Here is a 13,124-nt window from a genome sequence, read left to right as displayed (position 1 = left end):
AATTCTCTTCTACGCTGGCGTTAACGTAATCCCTTGCAAACCAACCCATATATTTCAACAGCATCTGCCGACGTTTGGGGCCAACGCCTTCAATGGTTTCCAGCGTGCTGGTATTTTTCACTTTCGCCCGTTTTTTTACGATGTCCGCCGATCGCATGGTCGTGAGACTCATCGCGAATATGCTGGATCACGTGTAGCGCCGGAGAATCCGGGGGCAAACTGAACCCCCTCACCCTTCCGGTTCGAAGAACAGTGTTTCCAGACCCGCCTTACGATCGGCGCCTTTCGCCACCCCCAGCAGCAATGGATGCTGTTTACTCACCAGGGGAACATCCAGTTTCAGCAAAGACCGCTTTTGCCTGGCCAAGCTGTCCCCTTCCGCCATCAATCAGAATAACGTCCGGGATTTTACTTTCTTCAATCGCTTTGCCATAACGTCGACGCAGCACCTGATTCATCGCGGCATAATCATCGCCTGGTGTGATGCCAGTAATGTTATAGCGACGATATTCAGCACGCAGCGGTCCCGTTGGCGTCAAAGACCACGCAGGAGGCGACCGTCTGCTCACCCATGGTGTGACTAATATCGAAACATTCCATACGTTTTACCGCCGGCAGTTTCAACACCGTCGCCAGCGCCGTCAGACGCTGGGTAATGGTCGACTGCTGGGAGAGTTTCGTCGTCAGCGCCGTCGCAGCATTAGTACGCGCCAGCTTGAGATACCTTGCACGATCGCCACGCGGTTTCGTCTGCACATTGACCCGGCGTCCAGCCAGTTCCGACAGCGAGTCCGCCAACAACGTTTTGTCACTCAGATTAAAATCCAGCAGGATTTCACCCGGCAGCGTTCGCATCTGACTGCCTTGCAGATAGAACTGCCCGACAAACGTCTCCACGACTTCGCCCATTTCGGTACCGCCCGGCACTTTAGGGAAATAGCTGCGGCTACCCAGCACTTTGCCCTGGCGTATAAAGAGCACGTGCAGACAGGCCATTCCCGCGTCGAAAGCCACCCCGATAACATCAAGATCGTCGCCGTTATTCGACACAAACTGTTTTTCGGTAACACGACGCACAGCCTGTATTTGATCGCGAATGCGCGCGGCTTCTTCAAATTCCAGATTGCGGCTGGCGTTTTCCATCCGCGCGATCAACTGCGTCAAAACCTGATCGTCTTTGCCGGATAAAAACAGGCGCACGTACTCGACCTGCTGGGCGTATTCTTCCTCGCTGACCAGGCCTGCTACGCAGGGGCCAAGGCAACGACCAATCTGATATTGCAGACAGGGGCGCGAGCGGTTGCGGTAAACGCTGTTTTCACACTGGCGAATCGGAAAGATTTTTTGCAGTAACGCCCAATGTTTCGCGCACGGATAGCCGTTTGGGAACGGCCCAAAATACTCACCTTTCGCATGTTTGGCGCCACGGTGCATCGCCAGACGCGGATGCGTATCGCCGCTCAGAAAAATAAGGGGATAGGATTTATCGTCACGCAGCAGCACGTTATAGCGAGGCTGATACAACTTGATGTAGTTATGCTCAAGCAGTAACGCTTCGGTTTCCGTATGGGTGACCGTTACATCAATTTGCTGAATTTGCGCTACCAGCGCTTCGGTTTTCCGCGAAGCAAGGTTGCTGCGAAAATAGCTGGAAAGCCGTTTTTTCAGGTCCCTTCGCTTTACCGACATAAATAACCGTACCACCAGCATCATACATACGATAAACGCCGGGCTGGCTGGTAACGGTTTTCAAAAACGCTTTCGCGTCAAACTGAAGGCTCACTGGCTTGTTAACGTCTCCGCATTACACAGGCCATGACGAATTGCCAGGTGAGTCAGCTCCACATCGCCATGAATGTTTAGTTTACTGAACATCCGGTAGCGATAACTGTTCACCGTTTTAGGGCTGAGATTCAGTTGTTCTGAAATCTCATTCACCTTCTGGCCTTTGGTGATCATCAGCATAATCTGCAAACTCGCGTCAGACAACTGGCAAACGGGGTTTCCGTTTTTTACCGGCTCCGATCTGGCTAAGGGCCATCTGCTGTGCAATGTCGGAAGCAATATAACGTTGCCCGGAGAACACGGAACGAATCGCACTCACCACTTCCTGCGGAGCCGCACCTTTACTCAGATACCCTGCTGCCCCCGCCTGCATGACTTTGGCGGGTAACGGGTTTTCCGTATGGACCGTCAACATGATCACTTTAATGTCAGCCGTTGAACGCGCAATTTTACGCGTCGCCTTCAAGACCGCCAATTCCGGGCATGTTCATGTCCATCAACACGACGTCAGCGGTATTTGCGCGACACCATTTAACAGCATCCTCACCGCAACATGCTTCGCCGACGACTTTTATGCCCTTTATAATCTTCCCAGAATGCGCTTCGTATCCCTGCGCGCACCAGGTTCAGTGGTCATCAACCAAGAAGAACGTTGATCAAAGGAATATCTCCAGAATAGGGATAACGCTACTGATAGTTAATCGGCCATATATTAGCGGGTTTTATCTCAACTTTGAAACGTAAAAAACACCCCCTCTTAGATTTTGTTCTCGTTTTTGGAAATTAGATTGTACGGAATGTGGAAACTTCCCCCGTAAAACAGCCATTCCCATCGGCTATATCTCTCTTGAAGTTTCAGAATAGTGACAAAAAATTCACGCCCCTTCAGCCTAAATGATAAATAGGAAGCAACTTTGTAACAATAATTAACGAGTAAAATACGCGCCATAAACAATGGGTGAGGAAAATATATCCACTGCAAGGCGTTGTTTATTTTAATGGCCCAGGCTTCAGTTTCGACCAAAAAACAACCACTGATATTTTTAGCGCGGCTTATGGTATACTCCGCCGCCTTAACATTTGCCATCGCACTTTTTCACTGTAACACAACGAGGAAAATAAATGAGTACGCCTGATTTTTCCACTGCCGAGAATAATCAAGAATTGGCTAACGAAGTCACCTGCCTGAAAGCCATGTTAACGCTGATGCTGCAGGCAATGGGGCAAGCAGACGCAGGGCGCGTGATTCTTAAAATGGAAAAACAGCTCGCGCTGATTGAGGACAAATCGCAAGCAGCGGTATTTTCCAACACTGTTAAGCAAATTAAACAAGCTTACCGTCAGTAATGTGAAACCGGCTGAGGGCAGCGCTTTCAGCCGGTTTTGCGCCAGAGCACAAAAATCACATTTAAATCAGACCGATAGCCGCCGCATAGCAGGCAATCTGCGTCTTATTCGGCGCGTTAAACTTCTTCTGCATATTCTTCTGATGAAAGTTGACGGTGTTCTCCGAAATCGACAGGATCATGGCGATTTCAGACGACGTTTTCCCTTCGGCCGTCCACTTTAAGATCTCCTTTTCCCGCTTGCTAAAACGCATCTCCGGCGTCGTGACCATGTCATCTTCCAGCCGCGTAAGCACTGAGAGGCTCTCACGGACCAGTAGCTGCAGTTTCAGCTCAACCTCATCACAGGCAAAGGGAACATTGCGTACGCTTGACCGGGAAACGGAAAGGAACCCCAGCGCGCGATTCGGCAGCATATAGCACTGCGTGATCCCCTTTCGCAAGCCGTGGGAGCGTGCCGCATCCCCACAGTGTCTGAGTATCAGTGAATAATGCGTCATTCCAGGGTAAATGACCCTGTTTGAAGTTTTCCGGTTTCAGCACCGGGTCGATAGCAAAATAGTTTTCAGACTGATAGTGCGCAATCCATGCCTGAGGATACGTCGTGTGAAGAGAGGTTTTTGGCCGTGTAAACGGGACCGGATGACGAACGCATAACGCGTAATAATCGAACTCCAGTTGACACGTCTGGTGCTGTAATTCGCGATAGACATCCTCTGCCGTCGCCATTTCCTGAAAGCGTTTCAGCATACTCCGTCGCCAGGTGAAGAAATCATTTTCCTGCATATCAGGGGATACCACCTCTGAGATTGATAATCATTTTTAATGAGTAAACACGCTATCACATAAATGTAGTTTATATGAATAAAATATCGGTCAGGAAGAGGATTACTTGAACTTTATTTCAATATACCCATCAATATTAGGTGAAAATGCATTAACCAGGCGGGATGGCGTCATATTTATTCAAATATACTCGCCCAAAAGAGGATTATTTCGGGCGAGTATCGCAAGACCATTTATTTCATCAGAAATTTCTCAAGAAACTGGCGAGTTCGCGGTTGCTGTGGATGGCTAAATAACGATTTTGCGGGCCCCTGTTCCACAATTCGTCCCTGATCCATGAATATCGCCCGGTCGGCAACGTCGCGAGCAAAACTCATCTCGTGCGTCACAATCACCATGGTCCGTTTTTCCTGTGCCAGCTGGCGGATAGTATTGAGCACCTCCCCCACCAGCTCAGGATCGAGCGCAGAGGTCGGCTCATCAAACAAAATGACCTCCGGGCGCATTGCCAGCGCACGCGCGATCGCCACACGTTGCTGCTGCCCGCCGGATAAGCGCCGAGGGTAGCTGGTCTCCTTCCCGGTCAGCCCGACCTTTGCCAGCAGCTCATGCGCACGGGCCGTTGCTTCCGCTTTGGATTCACCTTTGACAATCACCGGGCCTTCAATGATGTTCTCCACCACCGTACGATGCGGAAACAAATTGAAGTTCTGGAATACAAAACCCACATGCTGACGCAACTGGCGAATCAATCCCTTCTGCTGATTTAAGGAGCGGGCGGTATCAATGGTGATATCCCCCACTTTGATCGTGCCGGCTTCCGGCACTTCCAAAAGATTGATACTGCGCAGTAACGTGGTTTTGCCCGAACCGCTCGGCCCAATAATGGCGACGACCTCACCCGGTGAGACCTCGAGATCGATGCCATGCAGCACCGTCTGCCCATGGAATTTTTTCACCAGGTTTTTGACTTCGATGGCACTCATTTCGGATCTTTCTCCTGGCGGTTAAGCTGGTCTTCAAAGTAGTTCTGCAGTGCCGATAGCACCGTCGCCATCACCCAATAGATCAACGAGGCGGCCAGATACATGGTGAAGACTTCCAGCGTACGCGACGTGATCAACTGCGCCTGACGGAACAGTTCCGGCACCTGAATCGTCGCCGCCAGCGAGGTATCCTTCACCAGACTGATAAAACTGTTGCTCAGCGGCGGCAAGGCCACACGGGCAGCCTGCGGTAAGATGGCGCGGCGCAGCGTTTGCCACGGCGTCATGCCGATACTCGCCGCCGCTTCCCACTGACCTTTGTCAATGGAGGAGATCGCCGCGCGCAGCGTTTCTCAGAGTGTAAGCCGCCGTATTGAGCGACAAGCGATCATCGCCGCCGGGATGGGGTCCAGCTCAATACCGAACTGCGGCAGACCGTAGTAGATCATAAACAGTTGGGCGATCAGCGGCGTCCCCCTGAAAATGGAGATATAACAAGCGCGCCAGCCACCGGACAGGCAACAGCGGCGACATGCGCATCAGCGCCAGAATAAATCCCAGCAGCAGACCAAAAAACATCCCGCCGATACTCAGTTGCAGCGTGAACACCGCCCCTTTGAGCAGATACGGCAGAGAATCAATCACCAGTTGGATACTTTCTTGCATTCGCGTTTTTCGACCTGGTTGTTATACGTGAGGATGGTAGGCAAACAGCGCAGGCGCGCCACCAGTATGAATAAACAGAATCGGACCTTCGTCTTTGAAGCGTTTCTGGCTGATGCCATCAATCAGGCCCGCCATCGCTTTACCCGTATAAACAGGATCCAGCAAAATGCCTTCCAGACGCGCCAGCAGTTTCACCGCGTCCATCCCCTCATCATTGGGCATACCGTAACCCGGCGCGAAATAGTCATCCCACAGCAGGATCTCCGCCGACGCGGTCAGTTCTAGCTCTTTGGCAATCGCCTGTTGCAGGGCGACCACTTTTGGCTGCTGGTCGGCAACTTTACGCGAAACGGTCACCCCGATCAGGTCAACCTCCGGCATCAGTTGCTCCAGCCCCACCGCCAGCCCTGCATGTGTCCCGGCGCTGCCCGACGCCACCACCACGGAAGAAAGTTGCACCGCACCTTCACACTGCTGGACAATTTCCAGCGCGCTTTCCACATAGCCCAATGCGCCCAGGGCGTTGGAGCCGCCAACCGGTACCACATAAGGGCGGAATCCTTGCGCTTCAACGCGGGTTGCCAATTCCTGGAGCTGCGCGTCCGGGTCGTTCAAGGCGGCGCACATTTCGATTTGAACATTGAACAGATCGAGCAGCAGGCGGTTACCGTTAGTCAGATAATTTTCCGCCGTAGTGCCAATGGGGTTTTCCAGCAAAGCAATGCAGTGTAGTCCCAGTTTTGCCGCCACCGCCGCCGTCTGGCGGACATGGTTTGACTGGATCGCGCCCGCCGTGATCAGGGTATCCGCCCCTTCGCGCAGCGCATCCGCCGCCAGAAACTCCAGCTTGCGCAGTTTATTACCGCCCATCGCCATTGGCGTGACGTCATCCCGTTTGATGAAAATATCGCGTCCCAGATAGTCAGAAAAACGCGGCAGGTATTCGAGCGGCGTTGGCGCGCCGATAAATTCCAGGCGTGGAAAGCGCGTTAAATTATGCAGTGGCATGTAGCCTCCGATGTTTATTGTGTTGTGATGTTCTTTTTATTATGCACGTTCATTCGGATGAAATAAAAAAGGCGCCCGTGAAAGCGCCTTTTTTTTGCAATGTTGACGATTATTTCGTCACATCTGCACCAAACCATTTTTCAGACAGCGCTTTCAGCGAGCCATCTTTCTGCATGTCGGCAATCGCCGCATCCACCGCTTTCAGCAAATCGTCGTTACCTTTACGCAGCGCAACGCCGGATTCCTGACGGGAGAACGCTTCACCGGTCACCGCCAGCGTGTCTTTGGTTTTCTTCACCAGATCCAGCGCTGCCAGGCGATCCACCAGGATAGCGTCAATACGACCCACGCGCAGATCCTGATATTTGGTCGGGTCATCATCGTAAGTGCGGATGTCGACACCTTCAACGTTCTGGCGCAACCACTCTTCGTAGTTGGTTCCCAGCCCCACACCCACTTTCTTGCCTTTCAGGTCAGCCGCAGTTTTGATGCTGCCTTCATTGCCTTTTTTCACCAGCGCCTGGATACCCGAAACGGTATACGGGGTAGAGAAATCGTATTTCTTCTTACGTTCGTCGGAGATGGTCACCTGATTAATGACGACATCAATACGTTTGGAATCCAGCGATGCCAGCATACCGTCCCATTTGGTCGGTTTCAGCTCGGCTTTAACCCCCAGATGTTTCGCCAACTCCTGCGCAAACTCCACTTCAAAACCGGTCAACTTACCGTCATCGCCCTGAAAACTGAACGGAGGATATGTCCCCTTCCAGTCCCACCAGCAGCGTACCGCGCTCTTTCACTTTATTTAACAGACCTTCATCTGCAAAAGTCTTCACGCTCATTCCGGCGACGAGTGCAACAGCCATCACACCCATCAGAGCCTGACGTCCCAGAAGTGCTAATTTCATAGTTACCCCGAATGTTGTTATATATCACGGTAGTGTAGAGGGTTTGCCGTTAATCACAAAAACGACTCCGCTACATCTTATGCTTTTTTAATATATATCAGAAGTCGCGGAACAGCAGGAATTCTGCATCTGTCCAGGGACGGCATGCGCTTTGTATTGTTCATACTTGCGCAGCGCGATCCGATAGTTATTGGTGCTGGTTTCGGGTAACCAGGGAGACAGGCTTTCATCAAGAAAACCGTCCTGCACCAAATCGTGGGTGATGTTTTGTTCCGTGAGATGATTGCCGAGTCGGCGCAGGCGGACGACGTATTCGCGCACCGTGCCATGACTCATTTCGGTCTGCTCAAACAAAAATTGTTTAAAACCGATGATGTCGAAAAAGTCACTCTGCTCTTTGCAGTGCAGATCACCGCAAAAACGGCACAGAGCGACCCACTCTTTTTGCTCCTGCTGCCAGGCGGCGTCATCAAACAGCGAATCCAGTCTGGAAATGGCAATTTTGTTCACAATCTGCCCGCAACGGACCAGCGTGATCCTGTCGAGCAGTTTGTGGCAATGCGCGCAATGCGTCTGGCTGTGTTTAAAATCTTTGAGGTAGCGGCTTAGTGGCCGTCTTTTAGATTGCTGCACCGTCATGAGAACTCCTGGTAGTCAATTCGTTGTGCGGCATTTTTCGGCGGCGCGATAACCGCCGCCTATAACTTACCCAGCTTGGTGCGTAGACGTTTGATCGCCTGACTGTGCAACTGGCTCACCCGTGACTCGCCAACCTCCAGGACAGCACCAATCTCTTTTGAGATTAAGCTCTTCCTGGTAATAGAGCGTCAACACCAGTTGTTCACGTTCCGGCAGTGCCTCAATGGCATCCATCACGCGCTGGCGTAAATTGCTCTCAAGAAGCTGTTGTAGCGGGTTTTCCTGCTGATGTTCTTCAGTCACCAGCTCGACGCTATCGCCATGCTCTTCCCGCCACTCGTCATAGGAGAAGAGCTGGCTGTTATTGGTATCGAGCAACATCTGACGATACTCTTGCACAGGAATCGCCAGACGCTCCGCCACTTCAGTTTCCGTCGCGTTACGTCCTAATTCCTGTTCCAGTTGCCCCATCGCCTGCGCCACTTCGCGAGCATTGCGCCGGACGCTACGCGGGACCCAATCCCGGCTGCGTAGTTCATCCAGCATTGCTCCACGAATACGCTGCACTGCGTAAGTGGTAAATGCCGTTCCTTGCAGAGCATCATATCGGTCAACTGCATTTAATAACCCGATGCCACCTGCCTGTAGCAGGTCGTCCAGTTCTACGCTCGCGGGCAAACGCACCTGAAGGCGCAATGCTTCGTGACGCACCAGCGGTACATAACGCTGCCACAGCGAGTGTTTATCCATTACACCTTCAGCGGTATACAGTGAATTCACGATAAACAGCCCTGCGTTAAATGAGTTATCGGCATGATTATCCGTTTCTGCAGGGGTTTTAATCGGATGAATAGTGGGTGAAATGAGGGGTTATTTAGGGGTTACGTGTAAATGCCGGGCGTAAAAAACCCCGCCGAAGCGGGGTTTGAGCGAAAAGTGTGAATTAACGCAGCAGAGACAGAACGTTCTGCGGAACCTGGTTGGCCTGTGCCAGAACAGAGGTACCCGCCTGTTGCAGGATCTGTGCTTTGGACATGTTGGACACTTCGGTCGCGTAGTCAGCATCTTCGATACGGCTACGAGCAGAGGTCAGGTTGTTGACGGTGTTGCCCAGGTTGGTGATGGTAGAATCGAAACGGTTCTGTACCGCACCGAGGTCAGAACGCAGTGCGTCAACCTGTGCCAGCGCACTGTCAATAACGGCCAGCGGATCTTCAGTGCTGGTGCTTGCTTTTGCTACGTCTTCGTTAACCAGTTTAGCGCTACCGTTGGTGCCGGTAGTGATGTACATGGTTTTGTCGTCTGCATCGTTGGTTACAACGCCATCAACGTCAACGTTATAGGTTGCACCGCTTGATTTCAGCGTGCTGCCAGTTTTGGTGGCATTCGCATTCTGCAGATCGGTTACGGTAGCCGCTTTGTTAGCGGTTGTTGCATTCGTCGTTAAAGCACCAGACTGGGAGGTATACAAATCAACGTCTGTTTTAACTACAGCATCTTTACCTGTTGCGTCAGTAGAAGAATCGACTGTGAAGGTAACCGTTTTGCCATCAACTTTTGCAGTAATGTACCATTACCATTTTCTGGGTTAGTACCATCAACCGTTTTGGTAAATTCCATACCATCAAAGCTGAATTTGTCACCAACTTTAGCGCTGGCACCCAATGCAGCAAGACCAGATGCCTTCGTATCAGGAGCCGTGGAACCGGCCTTAATATATGAAGCAGACTTCGTGTTATCAACAGTAGCGGTATCGATCAGGCTACCATCTGTAGCGCTTACATACAGTGCCTTACCATCATTCATAACTGTTTGACTTTTAACGTCAACAGTAATTTTTTTAGATTCAGTTGAATAGCCTGCATCAGCAGGTTTTTTGGTTCCGTCACTAACCATTGCAGTGTAGTTATCAGTACCGGTCGCGCCAAATTTGGAGATCAGGTCGCTGCCAGTGGCTTTCTGCGCGCCGTTCACGCGGAAGTCAGCCACACCCAGGCTCTGGGTATCGATTTTTTTTAGATTCGATATCGATGGTTTCGCCGTCGTTCGCGCCAACCTGGATTTTCATCGTGTTGTCCTGAGCCAGGACTTTCACGCCGTTGAACTGAGTCTGACCGGATACGCGGTCGATTTCGCTCAGGCGCTGGGTGATTTCGTTCTGGATGGAGGTCAGGTCGCTGTCGGAGTTGGTTCCGTTAGTTGCCTGAACAGTCAGTTCACGTACACGCTGCAGGTTGTTGTTGATTTCGTTCAGCGCGCCTTCGGTGGTCTGCGCAATGGAGATACCGTCGTTAGCGTTACGGGAAGCCTGAGTCAGACCTTTGATGTTAGAGGTGAAACGGTTAGCGATCGCCTGGCCAGCCGCATCGTCTTTCGCGCTGTTGATACGCAGACCGGAAGACAGACGCTCAATAGCGGAGCTCAGAGTAGACTGAGATTTGTTCAGGTTATTCTGGGTCAACAGCGACAGGCTGTTTGTATTAATGACTTGTGCCATGATCTTTTCCTTATCAATTACAACTTGATGTTTATTGGGCTGTTCTGTTGCCCACGGTTTCTTACCGTAACCCTTGTATCGGCACCTTAAATTCGAACTTTAGAAAATTTTAATTTCTGCCCTCTTTTTTCTTAGTCCTCGAAATACCCTCTTTATTCACCATTATTCCGCGCATTATTTTCATAAAACTATTATTAAACTTTGCCAACAGATTGCCGATAACGCGGTTAACTACTGTTTGCAATCACAAGGAATAAGGCATGGCTTCGATTTCATCACTGGGCGTCGGCTCAAATTTACCGCTGGATGCATTGTTGACGAACCTGACCACTGCAGAAAAAGGACGTTTAACGCCGATCACGCAACAGCAGAGCGCTAACACTGCGCGCCTGACGGCGTACGGCACGCTGAAAAGCGCGCTGGAAAAATTCCAGACCGCCAATACCACGCTGAATAATGCCGATCTGTTTAAGAGCACCACCGTGACCAGTAGCACCGAAGACCTGACCGCCACCACCACCGCAGGCGCAGCACCTGGCATCTACACCATCAGCGTCAATAAGCTGGCGCAGGCGCAATCGTTAAGTACCAGTATTGATATCAGTTCAACAAAAGATGCGCTGGGCGATACCTCCGCAGAAAGCCGCACCCTCAAAATCGAACAAAAAGGCCGCAAAGAACCGCTGGAAATTAAACTCACGAAAGACCAAACCTCGCTGGAAGGTATTCGTGATGCGATTAATGATGCCGATAGCGGTATTTCCGCGAGCATCGTTAAAGTGAAAGAAGGCGATTATCAGCTGGTGCTGACGTCCGACACCGGTACCGACAACCAAATGACCGTTTCCGTGGAAGGCGACAGCAAGCTGAACGATTTGCTGGCCTACGACAGCACAACCGGCACCGGCCAATATGAAACAACTGGTCAGCGCGCAGAATGCGCAATTGACCGTTAACGGCATCGATATTGAACGCCCGAGCAACACCATCACCCGATGCGCCGCAGGGCGTCACACTCAATCTGACCAAGAGAGGTGACTGACGCACGCCTTACCGTTACCAAAAGTAATGACAAAGCGACAGAAGCGATTAAAGGTTGGGTGGATGCGTACAACTCGCTGATGGATACCTTTACCTCCCTGACGAAATACACGGAAGTGGACCCGGGCGCGGAAGCGCAGGATCAGAGCAACGGTGCGCTGATTGGCGACAGCGTGGTACGCACGATCCAGACCGGTATTCGCGCGCAGTTTACCAACAGCGGCAGCGACGGTCCGTTCAAAACCTTAAGTGAAATCGGCATTACCACTGACGGGACGACCGGCAAGCTGAAGATTGACGACGAGAAACTGGACAAAGCGCTGAAAGAGAATACGACGGCAACGCGTCAGTTGCTGGTCGGTGACGGTAAAGAAACCGGTATTACCACCAAAATTGCCACCGAAGTGAAAGCCTACCTCGCCGATGACGGCATTATCGACAGCGCCGAGGACAGTATTAATGCGACACTGAAAAAGCTGACCAAACAGTATCTTGCGGTAAGCGCCAGTATCGACGACACCGTCGCCCGTTATAAGGCGCAGTTTACGCAGCTGGATACCATGATGAGCAAACTCAATGGCACAAGTAACTACCTGGGCCAGCAGTTTTCTGCCATGAGCAGCTCCTGATAACACGAGGTAACCATGTATACCGCCAGCGGTACGAAAGCCTATGCACAAATCGGCGTGGAGAGCGCCGTAATGAGCGCCAGTCCGCATCAGCTGATCGAAATGTTGTTTGACGGCGCCAACAGCGCGCTGGTGCGCGCGCGCTTGTTTATGCAACAGGGTGACACTGTCGCCAAAGGCGAAGCATTAAGCAAAGCCATCAACATTATCGATAATGGGCTTAAAGCCGGGCTGGATGAGGAGAACGGCGGCGACGTCGCCACTAACCTGTCGTCACTGTACGACTATATGATCCGGCGTTTGCTGCAAGCAAACTTACGTAATGACAGTCAGGCCATTGAAGAAGTGGAAGGGTTACTCGGCAATATTGCAGAAGCCTGGAAGCAGATCTCACCGAAAGTATCTTCCCAGGAGTCTCGTTAATGACCTTAGCCGTGGAGTTTATCAACCGTTGGCAGCGCATTGCGCTGCTCAGTCAATCGCTGCTGGAACTTGCGCAGCGGGGTGAATGGGATCTGTTACTGGAACAGGAAGTTTCCTATCTACAAAGCATTGAAACGGTTGTGGAAACACAAACTCCACCGGGGATTACGCGAAGCGTTCAGGAGTTGATTGCGGGCTATATCAAACAGACGCTGGATAACGAACAGCGTCTGAAAGTCCTGCTGCAACAGCGCCTGGATGAGCTGAGCAACCTGATTGGCCAGTCGACGCGCCAGCAATCGCTCAACCATACCTATGGACGTCTCTCGGGCATGCTGCTGGTTCCCGACGCCCCTGCCGCGCCACAATAAAATCTCGTCACGCATCAATTATCTTCCATACTCCAG

At 51.5% G+C, this 13,124-nt stretch carries 8 protein-coding genes and 8 pseudogenes; 5 read left to right on the top strand and 11 right to left on the bottom strand.

Translation table 11 applies throughout. The annotated features are described in order from the left end of the window. Window positions 1–89 precede the first annotated feature (89 nt). From P2W74_RS09570 to uvrY, 3 genes and pseudogenes are all read right to left on the bottom strand, one after another. Window positions 90–539 (bottom strand): annotated as a pseudogene (locus P2W74_RS09570) (hypothetical protein). Beyond that, window positions 511–1,713, bottom strand: a complete 1,203-nt coding sequence (uvrC, locus tag P2W74_RS09565) for an excinuclease ABC subunit UvrC (protein ID WP_276294790.1) — start codon at window positions 1,711–1,713, stop codon at window positions 511–513. The pseudogene P2W74_RS09570 and the gene uvrC overlap by 29 nt, the downstream one beginning before the upstream one ends. A 66-nt stretch (window positions 1,714–1,779) precedes the next feature. Further along, window positions 1,780–2,445: pseudogene (gene uvrY / locus P2W74_RS09560) on the bottom strand (UvrY/SirA/GacA family response regulator transcription factor). Between the two features lie 338 nt (window positions 2,446–2,783). Between uvrY and P2W74_RS09555 the strand changes: the two are divergent. Together P2W74_RS09555 and P2W74_RS09550 are read left to right on the top strand one after the other, a co-directional pair. Continuing rightward, on the top strand, window positions 2,784–2,921 hold the full coding sequence (locus P2W74_RS09555) for a hypothetical protein (RefSeq protein WP_459560538.1): 138 nt from the start codon (window positions 2,784–2,786) through the stop codon (window positions 2,919–2,921). Then, entirely contained in the window at window positions 2,908–3,132 is a 225-nt protein-coding gene (locus P2W74_RS09550) for a DUF2594 family protein (RefSeq protein WP_276294789.1), read from the top strand. The genes P2W74_RS09555 and P2W74_RS09550 overlap by 14 nt, the downstream gene beginning before the upstream one ends. A gap of 61 nt (window positions 3,133–3,193) precedes the next feature. Here P2W74_RS09550 and sdiA read toward each other — a convergent pair. From sdiA to P2W74_RS09510, 8 genes and pseudogenes are all read right to left on the bottom strand, one after another. After that, a pseudogene (gene sdiA / locus P2W74_RS09545) lies at window positions 3,194–3,917 on the bottom strand (transcriptional regulator SdiA). Between the two features lie 233 nt (window positions 3,918–4,150). Then, the gene (tcyN, locus tag P2W74_RS09540; RefSeq protein WP_276294788.1) at window positions 4,151–4,903 is read right to left on the bottom strand and encodes an L-cystine ABC transporter ATP-binding protein TcyN; all 753 of its coding nucleotides are present in this window, start codon (window positions 4,901–4,903) and stop codon (window positions 4,151–4,153) included. After that, window positions 4,900–5,569 (bottom strand): annotated as a pseudogene (gene tcyL / locus P2W74_RS09535) (cystine ABC transporter permease). Before tcyL ends, tcyN begins: the two are co-directional and overlap by 4 nt. Window positions 5,570–5,590: 21 nt before the next feature. Next, on the bottom strand, window positions 5,591–6,577 hold the full coding sequence (gene dcyD, locus P2W74_RS09530) for a D-cysteine desulfhydrase (protein ID WP_276294787.1): 987 nt from the start codon (window positions 6,575–6,577) through the stop codon (window positions 5,591–5,593). A 109-nt stretch (window positions 6,578–6,686) separates the two neighbouring features. Further along, window positions 6,687–7,488: pseudogene (gene tcyJ / locus P2W74_RS09525) on the bottom strand (cystine ABC transporter substrate-binding protein). A gap of 87 nt (window positions 7,489–7,575) precedes the next feature. After that, window positions 7,576–8,127, bottom strand: a complete 552-nt coding sequence (gene fliZ / locus P2W74_RS09520; RefSeq protein WP_276294786.1) for a flagella biosynthesis regulatory protein FliZ — start codon at window positions 8,125–8,127, stop codon at window positions 7,576–7,578. 59 nt (window positions 8,128–8,186) lie between these two features. Continuing rightward, window positions 8,187–8,907: pseudogene (locus P2W74_RS09515) on the bottom strand (RNA polymerase sigma factor FliA). Window positions 8,908–9,070: 163 nt separating this feature from the next. Next, window positions 9,071–10,624 (bottom strand): annotated as a pseudogene (locus P2W74_RS09510) (flagellin N-terminal helical domain-containing protein). A gap of 260 nt (window positions 10,625–10,884) precedes the next feature. Here P2W74_RS09510 and fliD point away from each other — a divergent pair. The 3 genes and pseudogenes from fliD (at window position 10,885) to fliT (ending at window position 13,088) form a co-directional block, all read left to right on the top strand. Then, window positions 10,885–12,294 (top strand): annotated as a pseudogene (gene fliD / locus P2W74_RS09505) (flagellar filament capping protein FliD). 15 nt (window positions 12,295–12,309) lie between these two features. Further along, a complete protein-coding gene (fliS, locus tag P2W74_RS09500; protein ID WP_162383270.1) occupies window positions 12,310–12,717 on the top strand; it encodes a flagellar export chaperone FliS in 408 nt (135 codons plus the stop codon). Next, window positions 12,717–13,088: a flagella biosynthesis regulatory protein FliT gene (gene fliT, locus P2W74_RS09495; RefSeq protein WP_276294785.1), complete on the top strand. Its 372-nt coding sequence runs from the start codon at window positions 12,717–12,719 to the stop codon at window positions 13,086–13,088. Before fliS ends, fliT begins: the two co-directional genes overlap by 1 nt. Window positions 13,089–13,124 lie beyond the last annotated feature (36 nt).

It is taken from the genome of Citrobacter enshiensis (assembly GCF_029338175.1).
Taxonomy (GTDB): domain Bacteria; phylum Pseudomonadota; class Gammaproteobacteria; order Enterobacterales; family Enterobacteriaceae; genus Citrobacter_D; species Citrobacter_D enshiensis.
The sequence above is the reverse complement of the archived record's forward strand: the minus strand, read 5'-3'. Positions and strand labels throughout refer to the sequence as shown.